We start from the raw sequence: 25,246 nt of genomic DNA, 5'->3' as shown, positions 1-25,246 counted from the left end.
GTCAACAGTCAACAGTCAACAGTCAACAGTCAACAGTCAACAGTCAACAGTCAACAGTCAACAGTCAACAGTCAACAGCGAACATTTAACTCCCTAAGAACCAGCATTTTCCAATTCTTCCCGCAGCATTTCCCGGTAGACTTTCGGCAAACTAGAACTCATAGAATTGTTCTCAATTCCATATCCCAAACTCGTCCAAGTTCCCGAAAGCATCCGCAATACCTCAGTTAATCTTTCCTGCCGCAGCATCTCAGGAATATCAGCTTTCCAAAACTTGCGATCGCTCAACCAAGCATAAACCACTGCATCCTGATCTTCTGGTTGAAAACTGTAATCTTCCCAGAATAAAAAATTAGCAGGACGGGCGTGATAGCGCTTAGCCTTATCCTTCCAAGTTGTAGTCAGAAATTGATACCTGCCCGCGGCCGTAGTACATTTGCCCCGATTCGGGCCATTAACAATCTTCACGCACCAGTCAGGATGGCGGCTCAAATCTAATACGTATTTGCCACCGTAAACAACGTGATAAGGCCGAGAAACATTCGACTCGCTAGCAGAAATAGTTCGCATCAGGGCACGAATGTAAGGATCGCCCGTTTTCATCGCCAGCGGCGGAGATTGTCTCCCCTCACTCGCCGACTGTGACAACTGCTGATTTCCCCGCAAATTGGCAACAAAAAAAACACCGCCGCCAATCACAGCGCCGATTAAAAGTAGAAATCCGAGGATTTGAATTTCCGATTGCCTCAGCAAACCCCTTTTTCGATGGCTCAATTTCTTAGATTCCAGCAAAGTCATTTCTATTTCCGCAATTTCGGCTAATTTTCGAGCCGCCCGCATCCGGCGCACCCGAAAATCGTATTGATATAGCGGCGCCGCTAACAGCGTTAAACTCGATAAAACCCCCGCCAATTTGATGAGCCAGAAATCGAATTCACCGGCGATCGCCACATTTGTTAGAGTAGATATTCCTGTTAGCAACTGAGCCGGATCGATCGATCGCGCTGGCCAATAAAAAATCGCAAGTTGCACCAACAGCGACAGATTGAATGCAAAAAAAAGCACTACTAAAGCATTCAAGCCTTCTCGCAAGTGCGATCGAATACCAGTATGCCGGCGCTTGAACTTGCGCGCAACGCGAAAGCGGCCCGGCAGCATAATTAGTAAGGGATTTAAGATTTTGACAGCGAACAAGTGAAAAACAAAAAACAAAGGCAACTGAATCAGCCAAGCCGCCAGCAGTAGAGTCAGAAAGCCGATATCGTCGCTGACAAAAGGAATGCCCCTGCGAAGGACAAAACTAAAACTCTGAGCGAGAGCAAATGCCCTTAACCACGAAATCGGATAGGGGAACCAAGCTGGCCACTTGAGAGTTTTCATGCTGGGAGAGGGAAATTTCAACTGCGAATCGTAAAACTATTAAGATTTTGCCAGATTTGGCGATCGGAAAATTGGTGTAGGGTGCGTCAGCCCAAATCTTTGACCCAAATCACATCTTGCACCATTCTCGATCGGCCTTTTTTGGGCGGGCAGGATGCCCACCCCACAAGAAAATGCACTTTTTGTGGAACAGGCCGGAAAGCCTGTTGTTGACAATGGTGCAACATCTCAGACCCAAATCAAATGGTTTTTTGTCTGACCGAAAGCATCCAGGATACAAGCCCCCGGATTCATCCGTCCAGAAATAAAAAACCTGTATCCGATAAAGGAGCCCCCGAATTTATCGGTGGGGTCAATGCTTCAATCTAAAATCTAAAATCTAAAATCTAAAATCGATTGACGCACCGAACCCAAGCCAGCCTAATTCAATCAAATCACACTGGCAAACAACTCCTCAAAACTCTTTTGGGGAGCCTCCGACTTCGCCACAATTTCCACAACCTTGTTGCGAGAAGCCGGCTGAAACAGCGCCTCCACGCACACTTGGGCTACCTTAGCGCGCGGAATGCCCCCGCCAGACAGTTTGTCCGCAGCAACCATGACGATCGCATCTGAATTATCCTCATTTTTGAGACCGCCCGGACGGACGATCGTATAAGTCAAGCCGCTTTTTTGCAAATACTCCTCGGCTTGCTTCTTCCAAACCAGAATCAGCCAGAACAAATTCAGCGGGTTGAAAAAATTAGAGACGCCCAGAGAAGTCACGAGCACAAAATGCTCTATTCCCTTAGCCCTGGCTGCATCCACCAAATTTTTAGTACCTTCAAAATCCACCTTGTAAGGCGCTGTAGGGTCAAAACCAGGGGCCGCCCCTGTCGCGCACAGCAACACCGTACTATCGCCGATGGCATCGCCCAGAGAAGTCGCATTTAATACATCCCCAGTCACTAGCTCAGCCTCCGGTGGTAAAATCTGCCTAGCTGTCTCTAGATTTCGCACTAAAGCGCGCACGGGAATGCCTCGCTTGACTAACTCTGCGACAATTCGGCGGCCAGTCTGGCCTGTGGCTCCTGCTACAAATGCTTTCATAAATCAAGTTATGCTGAACAAGGGTAAGTTTTGTTACTATCGACTTCTAAATTGTAGGGAGGAAACTCTCTTAACACATCCCCAACTAGATGGATCGGCGCGTACTACAGGAGAGCATAGGATGAAGCAGGATTCCGCTGAATATCAAACTTTTGAAACTTCTGACCAAAATTACTACCCAGATGTGAGTTTCCGACAGCCCGAAAGTGGCAGTGCGGATGCAGCAGAGGAAGTTGAGCCGATTTGGTTTCACGCGCATTTTGAAGACAGCATGGAGATGTACGCGGATGCTGAGACGGTGGCGAAGCATTTGAACAACCACAAGAGTTGGTTTTGCCAGTGCGCTTGGCCGATGAAGGCCCAGCCGATCGGCGAAAACGGCTACGATTTATTAATCGGGCGTTTTGGGGCTTTCGGCTACCGCGTTGAAGCGAGAATTGGTTTAGAGTTGCTGCCGCCTGACGCTGAAGGCTGCTATTTGATTAAGACTGTTCCGATTCCGAATTATACCTCGCCCGGGTATGAAGTGGATTTTCGATCGGCGATGAAGCTGGTGGAAATACCGTCTCAGGAGTTTGCCGCCGATTGGCCGAGTTCGGAACGTGCTAAGCTGCCGCCTGCGATTACCAGTGCTACGTGGAAGCTGGATTTGGCTGTGGGAGTTTGCTTTCCCAAGTTTATTCGATCGATGTCTCAACCTTTAATTGAAAAAACCGGCGATGCGCTTTTGGAAAAAATTATTAAACAAGTTAACCGCCGCTTGACTTATAAAACTCAGCTTCTTTTTCATGAAAGTTTGGGCATTCCTTTTCCGAAAAATCCTAAGAAACATTAACCAGACTTGCGCCCTAACTCACATTTGTAGGGTGCGCTGGGCGCACCTTACCCCTTGAAGTAATTCCTTAGACCTAGATAGCAACTTGGGTCAACTTTAATTTTAGGGTTTAACTAGGTGTAACTCTACAAAGGGAGCCTCCACCCTCCCGAAGTCAACCATTTATAATAACATTTGTTCAATTGCTTGACCGGAATAAATAATTTTACTTCTAGGATAAATTTTTTTTGATAGCTGAATCTAAATTGATATCTATCTGGTTTTAGTGCTCCTGAAACCCAAACACTACCATCTCCAAAATCTATGGTTAGCTCTGCCTGATTCCCATTGCGCCAAAAGAGGATAGTATAGGGAAAAAAGGTCACACTTTCTCCTGGCAGGGATCAAAGAAAATCCGATTCCGATGGTAATATGAGTATATTGGTGTTTCTACCCCACTCTCTGATTTTGCCATCCGGTTCCCGAAGTTCTGGAATTAATGTTGTATATCCACTCTCTGTAAAGAGGGATCGGAGTACCGTTGGTAATTTTCATCCCTAACTCTACAGAGGTATAACCATCCGAGTTAGATTTTTTTACGGGAACACTCAACACACGGTTGGGTACAATTGTTTCAAATCGGATGCCATCAACTTCGACAGCATTGTGATTAAAAGATTCTCTTTCTGTCATGATTTTGCTTCCTTATTACCTCACGATCGAGCAATGTAGCCGATGCAGTCGAAAAGCCGTTCCGATCGCCCTCCGAAACCAGCAAGTGTCTCAGATCACAAGGCCGATCGATCGCCCTCACTGCCAAAAAACCTAAAATTATGTCAAATTAAGTAAAAGGCGATCGAATAAGTCTTGCCATATCCGTAGAAAGTTATGACAACAAAACTAAGAGCTACAGACACAAAAAAAATGGAGATAGACTGGCAGCAGTTGAGGGCAAACCAAGAACTAATTCTCAATCAAGTAGACAATGCGATCGCTCTGTTCGACTCGTCTGACTGCTTAGTTTTGTTTAACAAAAAATTGGCCGGAATCTGGGGACTGTCCCCAGAATGGCTCGCAACAAAGCCCAAGTGCGATGTGCTGTTTGCCGAAATTGTCGATCGGGGTTACTTGTCCGTTCAGCAGTGGCAACAGTTTCAGCAAGCACTGAAAAAATCTCAAGATGAAAGTTTATCATTTTATTTCGAGCAATCCAATGCGGTTTGTTTGGAGGTGTGCGCCACAATTACCAACAGCGGCGGACGGCTGTTTACCTTTCGAGACGTTACGGTATACCAAAAGTCCCAAGCTAGCTTGAACGCAGAAGTCCGGCGGCTGACATTTCTGTTAGGTTTAACTGAACGGCTTCAAGACTCTCACAGTTTGCAAGAAATAGGTCAGTTTGCCCTCACCTATCTGGTAGGGGCAATGAATGCAGCTTTCGGAGATGTCAAGGTGATTAGCGGCAAAGGAAACGACCGGCAAGCGACGGCGATTTACAACCAAGTTTCTAGTCAATTTCTGGCTGCTTACGGGGAACCAGTCGCCGCAGAAATGCAAGAATTGCTCGACAAAGGTATTCCCTACGGCACCGGTTTGCTGTGGGAAGTGGTGAAAACCGGTAAACCTTTGTTCGTCGAGGATTATGCCCAACATCCCAATGCCGTGCCGGAATTTCGGCATCCGGGAATCGGACAACTGGGCATTTTTCCGATCTCAGCTACCAACGGCACGATTATCGGCGTACTGACGCTGGAGTCGCGCAACGTCAAAAAACTGCAAACTGCCCTCCACCAAGAAGTTCTGGAGGCTGCTTGCCGGACTATGGGGGCGGCGATCGAGCGGACTCAGACACAAGAAAATCTGCGCCAAGTTAACAAACAATTAGAGTATTCTTCTCAGTTGAAATCCGAGTTTTTAGCCTCGATGTCTCACGAATTGCGGACGCCTCTCAACAGCATTCTCGGCTTTTCTGACTTGCTGCTGCGGCAATTTGCCGGACACTTGAACGATAAACAAATCAACTATGTAGAACTGATCGAAAAAAGCGGCCAGCACTTGTTGCAGCTAATCAACGATATTCTGGATCTTTCTAAAATTGAAGCTGGGAAAGTAGAACTAAATTTACAGCCGGTTCGCGTTCACGAACTCGCGACAGACTGTCTGAAAATGATGCAGCCGCGGGCAGACAAAAAACGGATCGGTTTATCTTTAGAACTCGACTCCCGCATTACTAAAGTTTGGCTCGACGAACGGCGAGTGCGACAAATTGCGATTAATTTACTTTCCAATGCCATCAAATTTACCCCAGAGCAAGGACAAGTTAAACTCAGCGGGCGTCTGGCCTATGGCAGCGAAATTAACGGCGACTACCGGCCGGATTGTTCTCCTGTAAATGCCAGCACTCCTTATTTTTGTTTTGAGGTGAAAGACTCCGGCATCGGCATTCCTCAAGACCGCTGGCACTTGCTATTTCGACCTTTTCAACAGGTGGATTCTTCCCTGACCAGGCGCCACGAAGGTACAGGTTTGGGTTTGGCTTTGACTAAGCGTTTGGCGGAATTGCACGGGGGGACTGTTTCTTTTCAATCTGTTTGCGATCGGGGGAGTGTTTTCCGCGTTTGGCTGCCTTTGACGGAGATGCGTCAAGAGTTCGGAACCTTTGCTTCTTGTGCCTTGGATTCCAAGTTAGTTCATGCTTCTGCGATTGCTTTACCAATTGGCTGCAAGCGGATTTTGGTTGTCGAAGACCAGCCTTTTAACCAAATGTTAATTTCTGAGGTGATGGAATTGGAGGGGTACGAGGTAGAGATACTCGCCAATGGTTCGGCGATGCTCGATCGTATTCTCGCGGCCTCTACTGCCCCGCAGTTGCTGCCGAATTTGATTTTGATGGACATTCAGTTGCCGGATGTTGACGGCTTTGAGTTGATGCGCCGAGTTAAAGCAGATCCTGTCTGGGACTCGGTACCGATGATTGCGGTGACGGCGATGGCGATGCCTGGTGACCGCGATCGATGTTTGGAAGCAGGCGCTTCTGGTTATTTGAGCAAGCCGCTGGATCTGAATTTGACGATCGCTACTATCCGTTCTTTTCTCACTTAAACAGCATTTACCAAACAAAATGATTCAATCCATACCGCAAATTGTCATCAGATTAGTTTGGCGAGGGTGGGGGCGATCGTTTTCAAGTAAACTAAGCCATGATGCGTTTATAATCGAGTAGTGGAAGTTCAACCAAGACAAATTCAGAACTATCTAACAGTAGACGGAAGAAGCCCTTTTGCAGAATGGCTAGATGCTTTGCGAGATCGGCGAGCTATAGATAAAATTGAAAAGAGGCTGAGGCGCGTCGAGTCAGGGAATTTGGGCGACTCTCGCTTTGTTGGAGAAGGAGTCTGCGAGCTGAGAATTAACTATGGGCCAGGATATCGCGTTTATTTTGGACAAATCGGGTCAACAATAGTTCTCCTTCTCTGTGGTGGAGATAAAAGTACCCAAGAACAAGACATTGAAAAAGCTAAAGAATATTGGAGAGATTATGGAAGTCAAAGCACCGAGGAGTAGCAGTTACCGAGAATATCTGATGTCATCTCTAAAAGAACCCGAAAGAGCTGCTGGCTACATTGAAACTTTTTTGGAATTAGAAGAAGGTGACGAACCAGAATATTTATCATCTGTGTTGAAAGATGTAATTGAGGCGCACGCGCAAATAAATCCTGTTTTGGAAGAAGTAAAGTCGCGCTACGAAAAACTAGATCGAATGCTTTCAGAAACTAAGGGTGCTGAAATTTATGCTTTGGTTGAGTTGCTGGATGCACTGGGGTATCGGATTGCGATCGCTCCCAAGTAGATTAGTTTGATGATTGTATGGTGAGTTTCGATCTAAATATTTACAGTAGCTTGCTCTCTCAATATCAGCCTCGAATTATCAAAACCGAAGAGGAAAACGAGAGATTTTTGGAGATTGTTGAAGAATTACTCTCTCGTCCAAATCTGACTCCCGAAGAAGATGCGCTGTTGGAACTGCTGGTAAAACTGATTGAGGATTTTGAATAACGGCACTATCAACTTAATACATCAACGCCCAAGTCAAGGTTGCTGCATTTGATGGATGCTGGGAGTCTAGAAGCAGAGGATTTAGTAGAAATTATCGGTTCGAGTGAGGCGGTAGTTGAGGTAATTAACGATCGGCTAGAAATCAGCAAGAAACAAGCTGAGGCTTTGGGGAGGTTTTTTCACGTCGATCCGGGGTTGTTTTTGTTCAATTAAGCGATCGCACTCTGTAATGTCTCGGAGGGCGATCGCATCCAAGATTGATTTGGCGAGGGTGGGGGCGATCGCACCTGGGCCGCTGCTTGGATAGTTGCAAAGCGATCGCACTCACTCCTCAAAATAATCATCGCCAAGTAATTCCAACAACTCATCCTAAGAACAGCCAAACGTTTACTTAATGCGACTAACTGAATCTATGTCTATCTTTGCCATTGGCTGCATTGCATAACGGCGAACAGTAGTGTATGTAGCACCAGAACGCAGGGTCAATTCGTTGAGGCTCCAGTTTCGCTGCTGGCAAAGCTCTTTGACTCGGACTTTGAATTTCACTTTGTACATATTAATCCATTTATTAGCATTTTTATATGAAAGCTATAATCCTAGCAATTAAGCGTTAGCGATTACACGCTAGCGCTATATCGCTAACGATCTTGACAGATATTTATCGAGTTAAATACGATTAATTTGTTCAGCGAAAAGCTACAACTTTTTCTGAAACAAAACTGTCAAAAGCCAGCGCCTCTACCTACCAAGTGTCCGCGCTGGCTCTGGCTCCCTTATGCAATGGAGATAAAACCATTATGACTTACAAAGAGTGCCTCAAGCCTTGGGCGGTTGCTCGTTTGCTGCCCAATCTGCAATGGGCGATTATCGGGCGATACCGCAATCGATCGGACGCTGACGGACATCTTCAGTTGTGTCGCCAACGAGTCCCCGATATCCGATTGAAAGTTGTGTTTGCTTTGCCCGATCGCACTGATTTGAAACCTCATGGTCGATAACCGATCGTAGAAATCGGTTTTTTAGGCAGAACTTACGCCAGGGCCGACAAAGAAACCGGGTTTTTTACCTAATCTGCGGACTACAGCAGAGGATTTGCGTAAAAAAACCCGGTTTCTGACCGCCCGTGCGTCCAGGACTATTAAGGAAAAAGAAAACAGCCCTACGTGAGGCTGTCTTCGATCGCACTATTGTATTTGCCACTGCTGAGCCTCCTACTTTTCCAACTGCCACTAATACTGGGTTCACTGCCACAGAGGTGTAATTTATTACATTTTATGACGCGAAACGCTAAACTCAATAGTAGAGAAATTTTAGATTGAATGTAAAATCAACTTCTATTAAGCTAACTCAACTATTACGGCGATCGGGGGCATCTCTTTTCAGGAACGAGGGGAAAGGGTCAAGAATACAGCACAATCAGTTCTGGACGCTATTAGACTAAGGAAATCGGGTTTTTTACCCCGATTAAAAGTCTGGATGCAGTATTTTCAGAAAAAATCCGATTTCTAGGCGATCGTGCGTCAATCCTAGCTAAATACCTAAATCCTTTGTCCTTGCCGATCGGTGACCAAACTTTACCTATCATATTCCATGTCAAACAAGTCGCCCTGCATCATGTTGGTTGATGACGAGCCAGCTAATCTGATTTTACTGGAAGAGTTATTGCGCCTGGAAGGATACGCCACAGTATCGGCGCAATCTGGCGATGAAGCGCTCTCCCTCGCCCGCGCATCTCGACCAGATTTAATTTTACTGGATATTATGATGCCCGAGATGGACGGTTTTGATGTGTGCGATCGCCTGCGGAAGGATACGGCATTGCAAACTGTACCGGTGATTTTTTTGACTGCCCTCGACGACGATACCTCTCGCCTCCGAGGGTTAGAAATGATGGCCGATGATTATTTGACAAAGCCTTTTAACAGTCGTTTGTTGCTGGCAAAAGTTGAAAATGTTTTGCAGTTGAGTCAAATGCGATCGCAAGCTGTATCTTCCCAATTCAACCAGCAAGTCAAAGAGCAAAGCAAGCGCCAAATCGCCGCAGCTTGGGAGGCAAACGAATATCTTTCCGAAAAATTTCAGCTATTTGTGCCGGAGCAGCTTCTCGGACGAATTGCGCCGCAAGGAATAGAATCTATTCAGTTGGGCAATGTCACAGAAGAAGAGCTAACTATTTTATTTTGCGACATTCGCGGGTTTACTGCGATCGCAGAATCTCAAGAAGCTCGCGAGACTTTTGAATGGTTGAACGCTTTTTTTACTCAAATGAACGATTGCATAACGTCCCACGGCGGGTTTATTGACAAATACCTAGGCGATGCAATCATGGCAGTATTTGACAAGCCAAATTCTCACGCTATGGATGCGATCGAAGCCGCAGTAGCAATGCAAGAAAGATTGCAGGAATTTAATGCCAGCCGCCACAAATACAATTTAGAATTTCCAGTCAATATCGGTACCGGAATTCATACAGGTATCGGCATGATCGGCACTTTGGGCTCCGATCGCCGCATGGACTCTACAGTCATCGGCGATGTAGTAAATACAGCTTCTAGGTTAGAAAATTTAACTAAAATATACGGCTGCCAAATTATTGTTAGCGAAAATGCGATCGTTCATGCGAGAGAATTTATAAATGGCATAAGTCCTAACTCAAACTCAAAAGAAAGTCTATTATTAAAGTGCGACTTGGAAGTGGAAACAGAGGAGACTATTATTTCTACTTCTCTGGCTACAGCTACAGACAGCGATTTGCCAAGCAACAATTATTACTATCGCTGGATCGATCGAGTAACCCCGCGCGGCAAGCAGCAAGCTATTGAAATCTACGAAATCTGGCTCGCATCCAGTCCCGACTCGGAGGCAAAGCAGCTTACCCAGGTTTTATTTGACAAAGGAATTCAAGGATGGCAATCCGAAAGATTTGTCGCCGCATTGGGATATTTTCAAGAACTAATCGAACAAAATCCTGCTGATACAGTCGTCAGTTTTTATATCAACCGCTGCCAGGAAAAACTAGGTTTTATACCTGCAAATAACAGCTCAGAAATGAGCTAAATAGAACCAGTTCGTAGAGAGTAATTCAGTCCTCTTTATTAGCGCTAAAGTCCTGCCTACAAACCTATACCAATTCTGAAAAGTACGCGAGCATCTGTAGGGACACGGCAATGCCGTGTCCGGCGCGGGGAGTAGGACACGGCAATGCCGTGTCCGGCGCGGGGAGTAGGACACGGCAATGCCGCGCCCGGCGCGGGGAGTAGGACACGGCAATGCCGTGTCCGGCGCGGGGAGTAGGACACGGCAATGCCGTGTCCCTACTTTGAGATAATTTGTATAAGATTGAGGATTGTAGCAAGAGTTTTTGTAATTGGTATGATGAGAAAACTCTAATTTTCGACCATCAAACAGTCGTCAAAACTTGCTCTCTCAACTTCCCGATTAACTCATTAACCCCCCCTGCATTCAAACGGTAACTCAAAGGATGACCGATTAAATAAGCCGAACTTTCAAACAAAACATCAATTTCCACCAAACCATTTTCTCGCAAAGTTTTGCCAGTCGAAACCAAATCCACAATTGCTTCCGACATACCCGTAATCGGCCCCAACTCCACAGAACCGTAAAGCGGCACAATTTCCACCGGCAAATTCAAATTGTGGAAATATTCCCTCGCACAGTGTACGAACTTAGAAGCAACTCTACCGTGAGGAGGCAAATCCACCGTTCGCCGGTAAGAACTAGATTCCTTCACCGCCACAGACAGCCGACATTTGCCAAATTTTAAATCAATTAAATTGGCAACTTTCGGATTTTTTTCCCGCAAAACATCATAACCAGCAATCCCCAAATCGGCTTGACCGTATTCCACATAAACCGGCACGTCGTGAGTCCTTACTAGCAAAGCTTTTGCAGTTCCGGTAGTGTCATAAATTTGAAGTTGGCGGTTAGAAGAATCGAGAAAAGCACTGAAATCTAATCCAACCGATTTAAACAGCCGAATGCTATCTCCTAACAGTCCGCCTTTGGGAAGTGCAACAGTAATCATGTCAATTTTTAGAGTGTAAATTGCTCAATTTGGGAAGGGGGCGATCGCGGTACAAGCAGAAACAGCTTTTACCAAACTCAGAATAACACATAGAGTTCACAGCAAAAAATAAATTTTGGGTAGTGCTCGGTCCTTTGTTTTGGTATATATTATATTTAGTAAGTTTTTATAGACTCACATTTTTAAAGGGCGGTCAGTATGGAAAACAATCAAGAGTTTGAAAGTCAAGAACTTGACGGAGAATTTCACAGTGTAGACCAGGATTCCCTGAAAATTACAGTAGATGAAATCCTCTCAGGCGGCGGTGTAGAGGCCGAGGAAATGCACTAGACAGTAGCCGTACCTACCGCTAACCGCGCCAGAATCCCAGGGTCACAGGCTTCTCATCTCATGTGAAATCCAGCGTGTTCGATCGCGCCGCCCGATCGAAGTTTGCAGAAAAACGCGGAACACTGGGAGGCTGTTAATGTAAAATGCTTGCACAGGGGGGTGCACAGAACTGGCCGATCCTCTTCGAGGGCTGCGCTAACGCGCTTTAGCGCAGCCCTCGAAGAGGATCGCCATTGTGTATCGCGCCATTGTGTATTCAACTCTAAAACTTAAAACTTAACGGGCGATCGCAAATAACTGACAGCTAAACTATGACCGAACTGACACTTGTTATTGGTAACAAAAATTATTCCTCTTGGTCGCTGCGTGCTTGGCTGGCGATGAAACAAGCTGGACTGAAATTTGCCGAGGTGAGAATCCCCTTAGACTCGCCGACAAGCCATGAGGAAATTCGGCGCTATTCTCCCTCGGGAAAAGTGCCAGTTTTAATCGACGGCGACCTGAAAGTGTGGGAATCTTTAGCAATTTGCGAATACGTTGCCGATCGCTTTGCGAATGATTTGTGGCCGGCCGATGTAGCGGAACGGGCGATCGCCCGTTCCATCTGCGCCGAAATGCACGCGGGGTTCCAAAATTTGCGCGAAAATATGCCGATGGACTGCCGCAACCGCTATCCGGGAGAAGGAATGACTCCCGGTGTAGAAGCAGATATCGATCGCATCTTTGCCATTTGGCGCGAATGCCGCCAAAAATACGGAACAGGCGGCAATATGCTGTTCGGAAAATTCACAATTGTTGATGCTATGTTTGCCCCCGTTGTCATGCGTTTTGTCACCTACGGAGTCAAATTAGATTCCGAAGTAAAAGCTTATGCTGATGCAATTTTGGCACTGCCTGCAATCCAGGAATGGGTAGCAGCAGCTTGCAGCGAATCGGAAAGTATTGCACATTTTAAAATGTAGCAAAAGTCAGTTTACTTAACCTAAAATCTCAAATTTAAAATTTGAAATCAGGATGCGGATTCTTTTAGTTGATGATGAAGTTGAGTTGACTGACCCTTTGAGTCGAGTTTTAACCCGCGAAGGTTATATAGTTGATGTGGCATTTGACGGAGCAACTGGCAGCAATTTAGCAATGCAGGGCAATTACGATTTGCTAATTTTGGATTGGATGCTGCCGAGACAAACCGGACTGGCAATTTGCCAGAAGTTGCGATCGCAAGGCCGGAATACGCCAGTGCTATTTCTCACCGCCAAAGATACCGTGGACGATCGCGTACAAGGACTCGACTGCGGTGCAGACGACTATTTAGTCAAACCTTTTGAACTGCGAGAACTGCTAGCCAGAGTCCGCGCATTGCTGCGGCGGCCTCCTACTTTTGATGCCGAAGTTGCTGTCGGGCGCCTGCAAGTTGCAGATTTACAGCTAGACTACGACAATCAATTAGCTTATCGGAGCGATCGCACAATTGATTTATCAGAAAAAGAATGTCAGTTATTAGAATACTTAATGCGCCATCCCGGTCAATTGCTAACACACGAACAAATCCACCAGTATTTGTGGAGCGAAGCAGAAAAACCCAGCAGCAATGTATTAGCAGCTCAAATTCGCCTGCTGCGGCGCAAAATAGAAGCCCCGGGCGAATCAGTGCTAATTCACACAGTCTACGGCAGAGGGTATCGCTTTGGAGAAGCCAGCTAATAATAATAGGAACTACGCAAAAAATTGGCGTTGCGTATTTGCGGGATGATTTGGAATTTTATCTTAGCTGAAAACCCGGATTTTTTTGGTGGGCTCTGGGCCCCACCCCACAAGATTTATTCCCAAATTATGCAATGCCTCCTTGATTATAGCGGTTCTCAAGTAAGTGAGGTACGTAGTTGGGCTTTAGCCCTCTTAATTGTGCTTATGTAGCTTGCGTGAGGTAAGCACCGCCATCAACTTCCATTACCAATTAATACTCATACCTCATCTACCTGAGAAAGGCTATATATCAGTGTTTTGACTGCTACACAAAACTTTGCTAAACTTATTTAAGCCTCACCATTCAATCAGAATTACTCCTGAAGGGTCTGTTTCCTGTTTCACCCTGCATGAGTCGGCTCTTTCTTGTCCGCAGGCGTTAATTCGGGTGGAGCAACGCCCTAATTGAATTAATCTTAGTTGAAGCTTTTAGCTATGAGTCATCCACTATTTTCAAGCAATTTAACGAAACGCGGACTCCCATTTGACCTTGAAACAGGCTGGTCAGTTTTGACTTGCACGCTCGGTTTACTCTCCCAGATAATTAAGCCTTTTTTTCGGCACTGATCTCATCATACCGCCCAGAATATTAACCATTAAAGTTAAGTATGACTAAGTTTAGTAATTTTTTTTGCTATTTAGTCCAACTCTACATTATTAGGACTTACGCATATCCCCCAAACCGCCCTGCCTTTTTCAGGGGCGCTCTAGGGGGGTCAGGGGGCTCAGGGTTTCAGGCCCTATAGTGCATAAGTCCTGACTATAATTGTATGCTTAGATCAATTCATATTGAGGTCTTGACCTACAAGTCAATGGAGGTGTACTCAATATAGAGGGAATCAAGAATTGCCCTAGAGTTCGCTTTAAATAATTAAGGGTGAGCAACTGTTGTTATTGAAAAAATCCAAATACTAAAATGACTCCGCCATGACACTAATCGCAAGTGAGCATAAACTTGCAAAAAGCCCTCAAAAAATCCCGCTGCGCCTCGTCTTAGTCGTACCATTTGTCCTGCAAATCTTTGCCGCTGTGGGACTGACAGGTTGGCTCTCCCTACGCAACGGCAAAACTGCCGTCAACAACGTTACTAGCCAATTACGAACGGAGGTACTCGCCCGCATCAATCAACAACTAAACACTTACTTGGAAACGCCCCACTTGGTCAATGCCATCAGCGTTGATGCCATTCGCCGCTTTGGGTTGTGGAATCCAGACAATATGGGTTCGATGAGAAGTTACTTTTTCTGGCAGCTCAAGCAATTTTCCACCGTTAATTACATCAGTTTTGGAGGGGAAAAAAAAGAATTTGCAGGTGCTGGATATAAGGATGATGGCACTGTTGTGATTGAAATAACCGATCGCTCTACTAATTTTATCGATACGATCGTCAGCGTAGATAGAGAGGGCAACCCGACTCAGTTTAAGGAAACCCACCCAGACTACGACCCCCGCATTCGAGGCTGGTATAAAGCCGCAAAAGTTGCAGGCAAACCCCAATGGAATAAAATTTATCAATATTTTATTCAACCTAGCCTAGGAATCTCCGCTAGCCAACCTGTTTACGACAAAAATGGCACTTTTCGAGGAGTTGTAAGTACCGATCTGTTTCTCTCAAAAATCGGCGACTTTCTCCAAAGTTTAAAAATTGGTAAATCGGGAAAGACTTTCATCATAGAACGCTCTGGCTTGCTAGTGGCCTCTTCCACCGCCGAGAAGCCATTTATTAACACCAAAAATAGCAAAAAAACGCAAAGATTAAAAGCGATTGAAAGCAGCGTACCTTTGATCGAGGGTACAGCGCAGCATTTAATAGAACGCTTTGGTAACTTCACCGAAATTGACAGCAACCAGCAACTAGACTTCATGCTAAATGGTCAGCGGGAATTCGTGCAAGTATCCCCATTCCAAGATGGTCGAGGTCTTGATTGGCTGATTGTTGTAGTCGTTCCAGAAGCCGACTTTATGGAGCAAATCAATGCCAATACCCGCAGCACAGTCCTACTCTGCGTTTTAGCGTTAGTGCTAGCGACGTTGTTAGGAATCCTCGCTTCCCGCTGGATTACCCATCCTATTTTTCGTTTGAGTAAAGCAAGTAGAGCGATCGCTAGCGGCCAATTAGACCAAGAAGTAGAGGTAAATGGCATAGATGAATTGGGAATTCTCGCTCAATCTTTTAACCAAATGGCACAGCAATTGCGCGAGTCTTTTGCTGCTTTAGAAAACACTAACTCAGAGTTAGAAAATCGAGTAGAAGAACGGACAAGTGAGCTAAAGGAAGCAAAAGTTGCCGCTGATACTGCTAACCACGCCAAAAGCCAGTTTCTCGCCAACATGAGCCATGAACTCCGCACCCCCCTGAACGGGATTCTAGGATACGCTCAAATTATGGAACGCGATAAAAGTACCACTCCTCAACAAAAAGATGCTATCCAAATTATTCACCATTGTGGTTCGCACTTACTCACCCTGATTAACGATATTTTAGACATTTCTAAAATTGAAGCCAGTAAAATGGAACTTTACAGTTCAACTTTTAATTTTCCTTCTTTTCTGATCGGGGTTGTGGAAATCTGCAGCATCCGAGCCGAACAAAAAGAAATTACCTTTAATTATCAAGTATTAAATCAACTTCCTAACGCTATCAATGCTGATGAAAAACGACTGCGCCAAGTTTTGATTAACCTTTTGGGCAATGCTATTAAATTTACAAACAAAGGTGGTGTTATTTTTAAGGTAGGCGTAATAGATGAGGGGGAAAACTCTGACCGATCGCCTATTACTAAAATTCGTTTCCATATCCAAGATACTGGGGTGGGGATGGCACCAGAACAGTTAGCAAAAATATTTTTACCGTTTGAACAAGTCGGAAATAGCCAGCAGAATGCAGAAGGCACTGGGTTAGGATTAGCGATCGCACAAAAAATTGTTCAAATGATGGGAGGCGAAATAAAAGTCGAAAGTATACTCGGTCAAGGCAGTATTTTTTCCCTCGATTTAGAGTTGACTCAATCATCTGAATATATTGAGCGAATTTTGCTCAATAATTCAATCAATTTAACTGGCTTTAAAGGAAATAAAAATAAAATTCTGCTGGTAGACGATCGCTGTTCAAATCGAGGTTTTATTAGAAATCTTTTAGAACCACTAGGTTTTCAAATCATAGAAGCTTGTGATGGAAAAGAGGGCTTAGATAAAGCTGCTGAGTTTAAACCCGATCTGATTATCACAGACCTAGTGATGCCAGTAATGGATGGATTTGAAATGTCCCGGCGCTTGCGGAAATCACCAGAATTTAAAGATGTAATATTGATAGCATCCAGCGCCAGCGTGTTTAACTTCGATCGGCAAAATAGCAAAGAAGCAGGTTGTAACGAGTTCCTGTCAAAGCCTATCCAAGTAGAAGAATTGCTAGAAGTATTAAAGAGTTACTTGCAAATAGAATGGATTTACGACCAACCTGCTGATTTGGCGAACGAACAGCAGGAAGGTTTCACTAATTTATTAAATGTTCAAAGTGTTGAGCTTGTAATACCGCCATCAACAGAGCTTGTAGCGCTATTTAGTGCGGCTCGGATCGGCGATATTGAAGTGGTTGAGCAGGAAGCCAATAGACTCAAGCAAATAGACGGCAACTATCTAACTTTTGCTAATAAACTATTGCAATTTTCTAGAAATTTTGAAGAGAAAGAACTACTAGCCTTTGTGAAAAAACATTGCGAACAATAAAATGAGCAACCCAAACGAAAATGTAATTTTGATTGTTGACGATAATCCGAATAACCTAAAAATTCTGTTCGATTTTTTGAGGGAATCAGGCTTCAAGGTTTTAGTGGCTAAGGATGGGGAAAGTGCGATTGAGAAGCTACAAGAAGTTTCGCCAAATATCATATTGTTAGATGTGATGATGCCGGGGATAGATGGGTTTGAAACCTGCTACCGCTTAAAAGCATCGGTGGCAACGAAAGATATCCCTGTGATTTTTATGACATCTCTTACCGATCGCGTGGATAAGGTTAAAGGTCTGTCAATGGGGGCAGTAGATTATATCACCAAACCCTTTGAGCAAGAGGAAGTTCTAGCCCGCGTGCAACTACACCTGAGACTGCGAAATTTGACCAAGACCCTGGAAGAGCAAAATGTGCTTCTCAAACAGGAAATTGAAGCGCGAAAAGAGGCGGAAGCGGCCTTGCAGAAACTCACTTTTGAGTTAGAGGAACGGGTGACTTCTCAAACGGCTGAACTTAGACAAGCCTGCAACGATCTTCAACAGGCTCAAGTTCTGTTGTTGCAAAGGGAAAAAAAATTAGGACATGATGCTTTTCACGACGCACTAACGGATTTGCCTAACCGCGCTTGGTTTATGAATCGGCTGCAACAGGCGATCGACTTGTCGTACAGACGTAAAGATTATTTATATGCGGTGCTATTTATTGACCTCGATCGCTTTAAAGTAGTCAATGATAGCCTCGGACATTTGGTTGGGGATGAATTACTAAAAAGCGTTGCTCGTCAACTGCAAGCTTCTTTACGCCATACAGATGCAGTTGCGCGATTTGGAGGAGATGAATTTGTGATCTTGCTGGAAGATATTAAAGATATTGAGGAACCAAACAGGGTGGCCGAACGCATCCAAAATCAATTAAGGCAGCCGTTTAATTTGAATGATTATGAAGTATTTACTGAGGTCAGCATTGGCATTATTCTGAGCACAATGGGTTACGATCGCCCAGAAGACGTGCTCAGAGATGCGGATATCGCACTGTATTATGCTAAAGCTCAAGGTAGAGGGCGTTACGAAATTTTCGATCCAGCTATGCAAACTGTGGCAATGACGCGCTTGCAGTTGGAAAACGACTTGAGAAGGGCGATCGCGCTACAAGAATTTTGCGTTCACTACCAGCCAATTGTCTCCCTTTCTACGGGGAAACTGAGTGGCTTTGAAGCTTTGGTGCGCTGGCATCACGCATCTGGCATTATCTACCCTGCCGAGTTTATTCCTGTCGCTGAAGAAACTGGTTTGATCAATGAATTGGGGTGGTGGGTTTTGCAGGAATCTTGTCATCAGATCGGTATTTGGCAGCAACAGTTCCCACAAACACCTCCCTTGGCGATTAATGTCAATCTTTCCGCCGTGCAGCTTAAGCAAGTAAACCTACTCAATCGAATTGAGGATATTTTGCAGCATACTGGCTTTCCAAGCTACTGTCTAAAACTAGAGATTACTGAAAGTTGCATTTTAGAAACAGTATCCAGGGAAGAAAAGATGTTGAAGCAGCTAAAAGCTCTAGGCATTCTGTTGTGTATCGACGACTTTGGCACGGGCTACTCTTCTTTAAGCCGCTTACACGAGTTTCCCATTGATACCTTAAAGATTGACCGCTCTTTTGTCAGCCGCATTGGGGCAGACAACAGTGGCGTAGAAATTATCCAGACGATCGTGACGCTGGCTCGCAGCCGAGGTATGGATATCGTGGCAGAAGGCATAGAAACGACAACACAGCTACAGAAACTGCGAGAGTTGGGGTGTGAGTTTGGGCAAGGATATTTATTTTCTAAGGCTGTAGACAGTGAAAAGGTAACCGAACTATTAGGCCTAAAAGTAGGGGTAGTAAGCTGGCCTCACATCTAGTTTGCCTCTCATCCTTATATTATACAACGCCTAAAAAATTATCTTGTATGCTTATATAAGGTAGGGTGTGCACAGCGCACTTTTCGCTTATATAACGTTATCTATTTTCGGAAAAGCCAGGGCTAGTTTTGTACAAATATAACAGCCACCAAGATGGTGAGAAGGTTATTAATTGCTAAAACCCTTGCTTTTATTGCTTCTTCCTTCTTACTTTTTTCGTTTGTTATATTATCTCTGATCGGGAAAGTTTACGCCCTAAACCAGCCCTTACGGATGTTGACAAACCAAAGTAATTACTGTCACCTCCGGCGGACAAAATAGCCTCCCGGGCGCATAAGTTCCCAAACCGCGATTCACGTACAGCAAATTACTCCCAACCTGATGCAAACCGCTAGCCCATTCCCAGTGAGTAACTACTCGATCGCTAACTGACAGATAAGGAATCCACTTTCGCACTGGTTGAGGAATCCAATAGCCAATTTTTCTGACGCAAACGTACAAAGGGCCGATACCGGGAATAACGATTTGACCGCCGTGAGTGTGCCCAGACAACTGCAAATCAATCCGCCAATTTTGCAGCTTTTCAGCAGTATCGGGATTGTGAGATAATACAATCCGAGGAATCGCGGGATTTATTGATGCCATTACAGGTTTAGGCACAAAATCGCCAGACCAAAAATCTGCTAACCCAACTAAAGCCAGTTCAGGCCCCAAAGGATAGATTGCTTCGTTGTACAAAACCCGAATCCCGACGCTATTTAAAGCATTAGTAACCTCTGTTTTGGCCCCCGACCAATAGTGGTCGTGATTGCCCAAAACCGCGTAAATTCCCGCCCGACTTTGCAATTTTTTCAATCGCTGCACTAAGCCGTAAATAGGTGCGGGGTCGTAGGTAATAAAGTCACCGGTTAAAACAATCAGGTCGGGTTCGGCTTCATTGGCCGCGGCAATCGCCTGTTCTAGCAAGCGTTCCGACAGCCGCACCCCGTCATAGTGAAAGTCAGTAAGCTGTACAATTTTAGTATCGGATAGATTTACTGGAAGATTGGCGATCGGTATTGTTAAATACTCTACCCGCAATTTCCCAGTTAATAACCTGTGCATAAATCTAAAGTTTATTGACAGAGCGCAATCTTTAGCTTAGCAAATAAACAGGCAAGACTGCAAAACTAGATATTCTTCGGTTTTCCTTCTGTCCTCCTGACTAATGACTACTGTCCGGGAGGCAAAAAGTAGGATTTCATCAAGAGAATTGAAACAGAAATGCCCAATCTTCAGTTAGGCTTTCTTGCAAAATTGTTGTGGTCTTACGCGCCCAACTAATACAGCATTTTTATAATATTATGACTTGCGTAACAAGCTGTTTAAAACCCTATCAATCCTCTTCAGACTGGCATTCCCCGCCCCGTATCTATATTCTTTTAGCAATTGTCAAAGCTGAGATTTGTGTCGCATCGCCATCGCATCGGCCTACCACGGGGGGATTGCCCCTAGCAAACACTATCTCATGACTAATGATTTATTACTAAGTATAGCCTTTCTCAAAAAGATGAGGTATGACTGACAGCTTACATAACCACCCAGACTAAGAGGGCCCAAGCCCAACAACGTCCGCGAATCTTTCTGAGAACCGCTATAGGTGGAAATAAACATCGCGTGGGGGAGGCCGGGTTTTGCATTAATAATCAACTGGCGGCTAGTATAGATCGTTGCCTTACCCGCCCCTAATATTTTTTATTTTTGCTCGCGTCTGCCTACTTTTTAACTAATAACTTCTGACGAATGCCGCTTCTTCTCAATATATTGCTGGTGGTAATCCTCTGCCATATAAAATTCACCAGCAGGTTTGATTTCGGTGGCAATATCTTTGTTGTATTTACCGGAAATTTGCAAGTTTTGTTTGGAGAGGCGAGCGGCTTTTTCTTGTTCGGAATTGTGATAAAAAATCACAGACCTGTACTGTTCGCCTCTGTCGGGGCCTTGGCGATTGATTTGGGTAGGATCGTGACAGTTCCAGAATACATCTAGCAGTGTTTCGTAACTGATTTGCGATCGATCGTACTCTAGGAGCACCGCTTCAGCGTGACCGGTGACTCTGGCGCAAACATCCAGGTAGCAGGGATTCGGCCAGTGACCTCCGGTGTAGCCTGCAGCAGTCGAGACGACACCCGCAACGGCGCGAAACTTGTGTTCGACTCCCCAAAAACAACCGGCGGCAAATGTGGCTTTTTCCATTGTGTTACTCATCGTATTGGGAGAAAACTTGGCACTAGGTTATGCTTGACATATTCCCATTAGTGTGCATTCCCAGACCAATCGCGGCTGTACGTAGTTTAGCAAATATTGTCGCGCTTTTTCCAAGGGTTCTAAGGGCGATCGACTAATTCCCCCTGCTAAAAATTGCTGCCAGTAACAGTGCTGTAAATAATCAATTAACCACAACTGAGATTCAGTATCTAAAGTTTTATCAATTTCCTTGGCCAATTCCAAAGCAGACCGCAGATTTTGAGGCAACTGCTTCACCTTTTGCAGCAAATCATCGGGTATTGATTGCAGTTGCTGCCAAATAGAAATTGCCTCGCCAGGACTTCCCTGAGCCATCCCCATTACCTCGGGATGGGATAAAATCTCCGCGAATCCCGCTTGCTGCAAAACTTGTGCCATTGCTTCGGGATTCAGGCGAGAAAACTGGATTTTTTGACAGCGGGAAATCAAAGTAGGCAGCAAAGCTTCCACAGTCGGAGCAATTAAAATTAGCGCTGCTTTTCCCGGTTCTTCCAAAGTTTTCAACAAGCCGTTAGCTGCTCCCTCGCCCATTGTTTCTGCTTGTTCCAAAACTACGACTGAACGCGCAGCTTCTAGCGGCGGTCGGCTGAGAAATTCACCGATTTCTCGAACTTGTTCTAAGCGAATTTGTGGCGGTGCTTTCCGCTTTAAACCTGCTTCCTCTGCTTCCTTTGGCGACAGCCGTTTGCCTTGGTTCATGTAAGTTGGTTCTACCCAGAGCAAGTCTGGATGATTTCGCTGCCGCACGCGATTTTGCACGGAGGCTATTAGTCTAGTTTCGGCAAGATTGGCTGAGAATAAAAGCTCGATGAAACACTGAGCGGCTAAACTTTTGCCGGTGCCGTTAGAGCCGATAAATAAATAACCTGGAGCAATTCGGTCTTGCTCGACTGCTTGGGTTAGCAATTCTACGGCTCGTTGTTGTCCGATTAATGATGTAAAATAATCCATGTTTGCGGAAGAAGGAAGAAGGAAGAAGGAAGAAGGAAGAAGGAAGAAGGAAGAAAATCTAGGGTTTCAGCAATTAAGAACATTTTATACATTTTTTTATGAGACCCCGTAGAATCCGATCCCCCCTAACCCCCCTTAATAAGCAGGGTGGATTAATTGTCATCCTAGAAATAGGTACGTAGTTGGGCTTTAGCCCTCTTTATATATACGTCTAAAGAGGGCTAAAGCCCAACTACGTACCTTTATTAATTAATATAACAGTTGCGTCCCAGACGCGAGCTTTGAGCGGTGCTTTCTGTCGTTTCAGTTTTCTTCTCCTCACAATAAAACCACCCTGCCTAACCCCCCTTAATAAGGGGGGGACAAGATTCCGATCAAAGTCAACCCCTACTCCCCTTATTAAGGGGGATTTAGGGGGATCGAGATATATGCAACTTCACATTAAATTGGTATTAACCGTCGGGGGTGGTTGCTATAATACCAAAAGGTTATTGTGGTTTAATGGACTGCTCAATAATTGTTTTGAGTTAAAAATGTTAAATAGTAAGTTCCTGGAGCAGGGCACGGCATTGCAGTGTTTCTAGATATTATGTAGCGCTATTTGGCAGAATTGATATTATTTGAATATCCCCAAGCTTCTAACCTGCGAGTTACAATAGCTTGAATTTCCTGAGCGACTTCAGATTCAGGCCGATCGCCATCGATCCGGACAATTCGAGATCCATTTTCCTCGGCTAACTCCGCAAAACCTTGCTGTACAAGGCGGTGAAACCCCAAATCTGCTTGCTCGATCCGATCGCACCCTCCCCGAGCCCTTACCCTCGCCAAACCCGCCTCCACATTAATATCCAGCCACAAAGTCAGATCGCTTTCCAAGCCGCCGGTGGCAATTTCATTCAACTGCTTAATTAAATTTAAGTTAAGACCGCGGCCGTAGCCCTGATAAGCAATCGTAGAATCAGTAAAGCGATCGCACAAAACAATCGTTCCCTTCAATAACTCGGGTTTGAGAAAAGTTTCGACGTGCTGAGCGCGATCTGCAGCGTACATCAGTAATTCTGCTCGATCCGATACCAATTCCCCCGAATCTTGTTTTAGCAGCAAATGTCGCAGTCCCCTTCCCAACTCAGTACCCCCCGGTTCGCGAGTAGCCACCAACCGGACAGTCAGAAAGCAACTTGCTTGCAGCCAATGTATCAGCCGCTGCATTTGCGTAGTTTTACCCGCACCTTCAACCCCCTCAAACACGATAAGTTTGCCCTTCATTGCCCTAACTTCCCACCGCAATAAAATAAATCCATATTGTTCTGTGCATCTCTTCTAGGTTCGGTATGATAATAAAATCTAAATCCCTCACGGCTGGAGTTATCTATGGCTCGCTATACTGGTTTTTTTATCGTTGCCGTTCCGATCGACCGTCTCCGTCAGTCCCTGATTGAAATTTTAGAGTCATGCAATCTTGATATTATCTACAATACAGGAGATTCCGTCATGGCTCGCGAACTTCCCGGTCAAGTTTCGATTGCCAAACTTGTCACCGCAGAAGTCCTAATTGAGAAAAACACGGCCAGCGACTCAGAGGTTCGCATGAACTTCGTGATTAAAAACGAGGAACTGCCACTGCAAACCAACAACCACTGCCGTCAAATGTTCGAGCTAGTCAGTCGTTCAATTATGAACAACAATAATTGGCGGCTCTTGGAAAGTATGGCACTTTAGCCATCAGTCAGTCAATTTTAGATTTTAGATTTTAGATTTTAGATTGACTCCACAGATGAATCTGGGGCCTCGAACTAACGTCGAAACTTCTTGGATCTCGACTCCTGGTGTGAGGGGCTTGTATCCGTCTTGGGATGAGGTCTAATGACCGATGACCTCCGACTTTTATCTGTCATATCAAATCCGGTAGCATCGGAATTAATATTACCCACAGTCAGGACACGGCGAGTGCCTTAGTCCCTACAATTAATCGCGGTAGGGACTAAGGCACTCGCCGTGTCCTCTCTATAATTCCGGTGCAACCGGAAACGATATCATCCCTACATTTAAGCTCGAAATCCCCGTCGCAGCAGCAAAGAATTTGTCACAACGCTAACAGAACTAAACGCCATAAATGCACCGGCCGCCGCAGGACTGAGTAGAATTCCGGTTGCAGGCAGCAAAAGACCGGCTGCAACGGGAATTCCCAGAGTATTGTAACCAAAAGCCCAAAATAAATTTTGGCGAATCTTGTTGAAAGTAGCACGTCCCAGATCGATCGACTCAACAACATCCATCAAAGCATTTCGCATCAGCACAATTTGAGCAGTCTCAACTGCCACATCCGTGCCGCAGTGCAAACCGATACCGACATCAGCTTGAGCCAAAGCCGGGGCGTCATTAATGCCATCCCCCACCACAGCCACTTTACAGCCTTGGGCTTGCAAAGTCGCGATCGCCCGAGCCTTGCCCTCCGGCCGCACCTCGGCCAAAACATCAGCCGCCGCCAAACCTAGCTGCTGCGCCGTCGCCGCCGCCGCTGACGCTGTATCTCCCGTCAGCATCATCACCCGCAATCCCATGCCCCGCAAACGTTCCACCGTCGCCTTAGCATCCGGCCTCAGAGTATCTTTTAGCCCGATTACCCCCAGCAAAACGCCCCCAGAAGCCACGTAAACCGCCGTTTTGCCTTTGCAAGACCCCGACAATTCCGCCGCCACAGCGACCCCCTGCTCCTTCATCCACTCGGCATTCCCCGCGAACACCCGCCGGCCCTCCACCAAAGCAGAAACCCCGAATCCCGGTTCCGTGCAGAAATCCTCAGCAGCTAGCATCGGCAAACCTTGCTGTTGAGCTTCCAGCAAAATCGCTGCGGCGATGGGATGACAAGCGCCCCTTTCCACCGCCGCCGCAATTTGCAGCAGTTTTGAGTCAATTGTGGAAC

General features: G+C 45.5%; 26 protein-coding genes. 14 read left to right on the top strand and 12 right to left on the bottom strand.

Annotated features, from left to right (window positions below; all coding sequences use genetic code 11):
* Window positions 1-93: 93 nt before the first annotated feature.
* The gene (locus QUA56_RS26605; RefSeq protein WP_333363925.1) at window positions 94-1,380 is read right to left on the bottom strand and encodes a glycoside hydrolase family protein; all 1,287 of its coding nucleotides are present in this window, start codon (window positions 1,378-1,380) and stop codon (window positions 94-96) included.
* A gap of 429 nt (window positions 1,381-1,809) precedes the next feature.
* The gene (locus QUA56_RS26600; RefSeq protein WP_333363922.1) at window positions 1,810-2,469 is read right to left on the bottom strand and encodes an NAD(P)H-binding protein; all 660 of its coding nucleotides are present in this window, start codon (window positions 2,467-2,469) and stop codon (window positions 1,810-1,812) included.
* A 121-nt stretch (window positions 2,470-2,590) separates the two neighbouring features.
* On the opposite strand from QUA56_RS26600, the gene QUA56_RS26595 reads away from it, so the two are divergent.
* Complete coding sequence (locus QUA56_RS26595) at window positions 2,591-3,304, top strand: DUF1997 domain-containing protein (RefSeq protein WP_333363919.1); 714 nt, start codon at window positions 2,591-2,593, stop codon at window positions 3,302-3,304.
* 429 nt (window positions 3,305-3,733) lie between these two features.
* Here QUA56_RS26595 and QUA56_RS26590 read toward each other — a convergent pair whose 3' ends face one another.
* Entirely contained in the window at window positions 3,734-3,976 is a 243-nt protein-coding gene (locus QUA56_RS26590; protein ID WP_333363916.1) for a hypothetical protein, read from the bottom strand.
* A 195-nt stretch (window positions 3,977-4,171) separates the two neighbouring features.
* Here QUA56_RS26590 and QUA56_RS26585 point away from each other — a divergent pair, with 195 nt between their 5' ends.
* The 5 genes from QUA56_RS26585 to QUA56_RS26565 all read left to right on the top strand — a co-directional run bounded on the left by QUA56_RS26585 (window position 4,172) and on the right by QUA56_RS26565 (window position 7,552).
* Complete coding sequence (locus QUA56_RS26585) at window positions 4,172-6,385, top strand: ATP-binding protein (protein ID WP_333363913.1); 2,214 nt, start codon at window positions 4,172-4,174, stop codon at window positions 6,383-6,385.
* Between the two features lie 120 nt (window positions 6,386-6,505).
* Window positions 6,506-6,847: a type II toxin-antitoxin system RelE/ParE family toxin gene (locus QUA56_RS26580; protein ID WP_332972246.1), complete on the top strand. Its 342-nt coding sequence runs from the start codon at window positions 6,506-6,508 to the stop codon at window positions 6,845-6,847.
* A gap of 19 nt (window positions 6,848-6,866) precedes the next feature.
* Window positions 6,867-7,133 (top strand): helix-turn-helix domain-containing transcriptional regulator, encoded by a 267-nt coding sequence (locus tag QUA56_RS26575; protein ID WP_332972245.1) that lies wholly within the window; start codon window positions 6,867-6,869, stop codon window positions 7,131-7,133.
* Between the two features lie 17 nt (window positions 7,134-7,150).
* Entirely contained in the window at window positions 7,151-7,339 is a 189-nt protein-coding gene (locus tag QUA56_RS26570) for a hypothetical protein (protein ID WP_333363910.1), read from the top strand.
* 39 nt (window positions 7,340-7,378) lie between these two features.
* Complete coding sequence (locus tag QUA56_RS26565) at window positions 7,379-7,552, top strand: hypothetical protein (protein ID WP_333363906.1); 174 nt, start codon at window positions 7,379-7,381, stop codon at window positions 7,550-7,552.
* On the opposite strand, the gene QUA56_RS26560 is transcribed toward QUA56_RS26565, so the two are convergent.
* Both QUA56_RS26560 and QUA56_RS26555 read right to left on the bottom strand, forming a co-directional pair.
* Window positions 7,549-7,707 carry a hypothetical protein gene (locus tag QUA56_RS26560; RefSeq protein WP_333363903.1) on the bottom strand — a complete coding sequence of 53 codons (159 nt, stop codon included), beginning with the start codon at window positions 7,705-7,707 and terminating at the stop codon, window positions 7,549-7,551. The genes QUA56_RS26565 and QUA56_RS26560 overlap by 4 nt on opposite strands.
* A gap of 19 nt (window positions 7,708-7,726) precedes the next feature.
* Entirely contained in the window at window positions 7,727-7,894 is a 168-nt protein-coding gene (locus tag QUA56_RS26555; RefSeq protein ID WP_333363901.1) for an XRE family transcriptional regulator, read from the bottom strand.
* A 242-nt stretch (window positions 7,895-8,136) separates the two neighbouring features.
* Between QUA56_RS26555 and QUA56_RS26550 the strand changes: the two genes are divergently transcribed.
* Complete coding sequence (locus QUA56_RS26550) at window positions 8,137-8,337, top strand: hypothetical protein (protein ID WP_333363900.1); 201 nt, start codon at window positions 8,137-8,139, stop codon at window positions 8,335-8,337.
* Window positions 8,338-8,929: 592 nt separating this feature from the next.
* On the top strand, window positions 8,930-10,396 hold the full coding sequence (locus QUA56_RS26545; protein ID WP_333363897.1) for a response regulator: 1,467 nt from the start codon (window positions 8,930-8,932) through the stop codon (window positions 10,394-10,396).
* 64 nt (window positions 10,397-10,460) lie between these two features.
* Here the strand turns inward: QUA56_RS26545 and QUA56_RS26540 are convergent, their stop codons facing one another.
* Both QUA56_RS26540 and hisG read right to left on the bottom strand, forming a co-directional pair.
* Complete coding sequence (locus tag QUA56_RS26540) at window positions 10,461-10,643, bottom strand: hypothetical protein (RefSeq protein WP_333363894.1); 183 nt, start codon at window positions 10,641-10,643, stop codon at window positions 10,461-10,463.
* Between the two features lie 96 nt (window positions 10,644-10,739).
* Window positions 10,740-11,384, bottom strand: a complete 645-nt coding sequence (hisG, locus tag QUA56_RS26535; protein ID WP_333363892.1) for an ATP phosphoribosyltransferase — start codon at window positions 11,382-11,384, stop codon at window positions 10,740-10,742.
* A 198-nt stretch (window positions 11,385-11,582) separates the two neighbouring features.
* On the opposite strand from hisG, the gene QUA56_RS26530 reads away from it, so the two are divergent.
* The 5 genes from QUA56_RS26530 to QUA56_RS26510 all read left to right on the top strand — a co-directional run bounded on the left by QUA56_RS26530 (window position 11,583) and on the right by QUA56_RS26510 (window position 19,086).
* Complete coding sequence (locus QUA56_RS26530) at window positions 11,583-11,714, top strand: hypothetical protein (RefSeq protein WP_333363889.1); 132 nt, start codon at window positions 11,583-11,585, stop codon at window positions 11,712-11,714.
* Window positions 11,715-12,025: 311 nt separating this feature from the next.
* On the top strand, window positions 12,026-12,676 hold the full coding sequence (locus QUA56_RS26525) for a glutathione S-transferase family protein (RefSeq protein ID WP_333363886.1): 651 nt from the start codon (window positions 12,026-12,028) through the stop codon (window positions 12,674-12,676).
* 52 nt (window positions 12,677-12,728) lie between these two features.
* Window positions 12,729-13,415, top strand: a complete 687-nt coding sequence (rppA, locus tag QUA56_RS26520) for a two-component system response regulator RppA (protein WP_333363883.1) — start codon at window positions 12,729-12,731, stop codon at window positions 13,413-13,415.
* 969 nt (window positions 13,416-14,384) lie between these two features.
* Entirely contained in the window at window positions 14,385-17,183 is a 2,799-nt protein-coding gene (locus QUA56_RS26515) for an ATP-binding protein (protein ID WP_333363880.1), read from the top strand.
* 1 nt (window position 17,184) lies between these two features.
* Complete coding sequence (locus QUA56_RS26510; protein WP_333363878.1) at window positions 17,185-19,086, top strand: EAL domain-containing protein; 1,902 nt, start codon at window positions 17,185-17,187, stop codon at window positions 19,084-19,086.
* A gap of 267 nt (window positions 19,087-19,353) precedes the next feature.
* Here QUA56_RS26510 and QUA56_RS26505 read toward each other — a convergent pair whose 3' ends face one another.
* The 4 genes from QUA56_RS26505 to tmk all read right to left on the bottom strand — a co-directional run bounded on the left by QUA56_RS26505 (window position 19,354) and on the right by tmk (window position 23,589).
* Window positions 19,354-20,190, bottom strand: coding sequence for a metallophosphoesterase (locus tag QUA56_RS26505; RefSeq protein WP_333363875.1), 837 nt, complete (start codon window positions 20,188-20,190; stop codon window positions 19,354-19,356).
* A 657-nt stretch (window positions 20,191-20,847) separates the two neighbouring features.
* Entirely contained in the window at window positions 20,848-21,333 is a 486-nt protein-coding gene (gene msrA, locus QUA56_RS26500; protein ID WP_445242952.1) for a peptide-methionine (S)-S-oxide reductase MsrA, read from the bottom strand.
* Window positions 21,334-21,360: 27 nt separating this feature from the next.
* Window positions 21,361-22,323: a DNA polymerase III subunit delta' gene (locus QUA56_RS26495; protein ID WP_333363872.1), complete on the bottom strand. Its 963-nt coding sequence runs from the start codon at window positions 22,321-22,323 to the stop codon at window positions 21,361-21,363.
* Window positions 22,324-22,920: 597 nt separating this feature from the next.
* Complete coding sequence (tmk, locus tag QUA56_RS26490; protein WP_333363869.1) at window positions 22,921-23,589, bottom strand: dTMP kinase; 669 nt, start codon at window positions 23,587-23,589, stop codon at window positions 22,921-22,923.
* 105 nt (window positions 23,590-23,694) lie between these two features.
* Between tmk and QUA56_RS26485 the strand changes: the two genes are divergently transcribed.
* Entirely contained in the window at window positions 23,695-24,042 is a 348-nt protein-coding gene (locus QUA56_RS26485; protein ID WP_190659999.1) for a hypothetical protein, read from the top strand.
* A 326-nt stretch (window positions 24,043-24,368) separates the two neighbouring features.
* Here QUA56_RS26485 and QUA56_RS26480 read toward each other — a convergent pair.
* A partial coding sequence (locus QUA56_RS26480) for an HAD-IC family P-type ATPase (RefSeq protein WP_333363866.1) occupies window positions 24,369-25,246 on the bottom strand: 878 nt, incomplete at its 5' end.

The sequence above is a fragment of the Microcoleus sp. N3A4 genome, assembly GCF_036701805.1.
In the GTDB taxonomy this organism is placed as follows: Bacteria; Cyanobacteriota; Cyanobacteriia; order Cyanobacteriales; family Microcoleaceae; genus Microcoleus.
The sequence above is the reverse complement of the archived record's forward strand: the minus strand, read 5'-3'. Positions and strand labels throughout refer to the sequence as shown.

What these genes read in the sequence shown, in the direction of transcription:
- QUA56_RS26585 (WP_333363913.1), top strand. Translation starts at nt 4,172, where the DNA reads ATGACAACAAAACTAAGAGCTACAGACACAAAAAAAATGGAGATAGAC.
- QUA56_RS26515 (WP_333363880.1), top strand. Translation starts at nt 14,385, where the DNA reads ATGACACTAATCGCAAGTGAGCATAAACTTGCAAAAAGCCCTCAAAAA.
- tmk (WP_333363869.1), bottom strand. Translation starts at nt 23,589, where the DNA reads ATGAAGGGCAAACTTATCGTGTTTGAGGGGGTTGAAGGTGCGGGTAAA.
- QUA56_RS26495 (WP_333363872.1), bottom strand. Translation starts at nt 22,323, where the DNA reads ATGGATTATTTTACATCATTAATCGGACAACAACGAGCCGTAGAATTG.
- QUA56_RS26575 (WP_332972245.1), top strand. Translation starts at nt 6,867, where the DNA reads ATGTCATCTCTAAAAGAACCCGAAAGAGCTGCTGGCTACATTGAAACT.
- QUA56_RS26600 (WP_333363922.1), bottom strand. Translation starts at nt 2,469, where the DNA reads ATGAAAGCATTTGTAGCAGGAGCCACAGGCCAGACTGGCCGCCGAATT.
- QUA56_RS26510 (WP_333363878.1), top strand. Translation starts at nt 17,185, where the DNA reads ATGAGCAACCCAAACGAAAATGTAATTTTGATTGTTGACGATAATCCG.
- QUA56_RS26555 (WP_333363901.1), bottom strand. Translation starts at nt 7,894, where the DNA reads ATGTACAAAGTGAAATTCAAAGTCCGAGTCAAAGAGCTTTGCCAGCAG.
- QUA56_RS26595 (WP_333363919.1), top strand. Translation starts at nt 2,591, where the DNA reads ATGAAGCAGGATTCCGCTGAATATCAAACTTTTGAAACTTCTGACCAA.
- QUA56_RS26525 (WP_333363886.1), top strand. Translation starts at nt 12,026, where the DNA reads ATGACCGAACTGACACTTGTTATTGGTAACAAAAATTATTCCTCTTGG.
- hisG (WP_333363892.1), bottom strand. Translation starts at nt 11,384, where the DNA reads ATGATTACTGTTGCACTTCCCAAAGGCGGACTGTTAGGAGATAGCATT.
- QUA56_RS26485 (WP_190659999.1), top strand. Translation starts at nt 23,695, where the DNA reads ATGGCTCGCTATACTGGTTTTTTTATCGTTGCCGTTCCGATCGACCGT.
- QUA56_RS26545 (WP_333363897.1), top strand. Translation starts at nt 8,930, where the DNA reads ATGTCAAACAAGTCGCCCTGCATCATGTTGGTTGATGACGAGCCAGCT.
- QUA56_RS26530 (WP_333363889.1), top strand. Translation starts at nt 11,583, where the DNA reads ATGGAAAACAATCAAGAGTTTGAAAGTCAAGAACTTGACGGAGAATTT.
- msrA (WP_445242952.1), bottom strand. Translation starts at nt 21,333, where the DNA reads ATGAGTAACACAATGGAAAAAGCCACATTTGCCGCCGGTTGTTTTTGG.
- QUA56_RS26505 (WP_333363875.1), bottom strand. Translation starts at nt 20,190, where the DNA reads ATGCACAGGTTATTAACTGGGAAATTGCGGGTAGAGTATTTAACAATA.
- QUA56_RS26590 (WP_333363916.1), bottom strand. Translation starts at nt 3,976, where the DNA reads ATGACAGAAAGAGAATCTTTTAATCACAATGCTGTCGAAGTTGATGGC.
- QUA56_RS26550 (WP_333363900.1), top strand. Translation starts at nt 8,137, where the DNA reads ATGACTTACAAAGAGTGCCTCAAGCCTTGGGCGGTTGCTCGTTTGCTG.
- rppA (WP_333363883.1), top strand. Translation starts at nt 12,729, where the DNA reads ATGCGGATTCTTTTAGTTGATGATGAAGTTGAGTTGACTGACCCTTTG.
- QUA56_RS26570 (WP_333363910.1), top strand. Translation starts at nt 7,151, where the DNA reads ATGGTGAGTTTCGATCTAAATATTTACAGTAGCTTGCTCTCTCAATAT.
- QUA56_RS26560 (WP_333363903.1), bottom strand. Translation starts at nt 7,707, where the DNA reads ATGAGTTGTTGGAATTACTTGGCGATGATTATTTTGAGGAGTGAGTGC.
- QUA56_RS26605 (WP_333363925.1), bottom strand. Translation starts at nt 1,380, where the DNA reads ATGAAAACTCTCAAGTGGCCAGCTTGGTTCCCCTATCCGATTTCGTGG.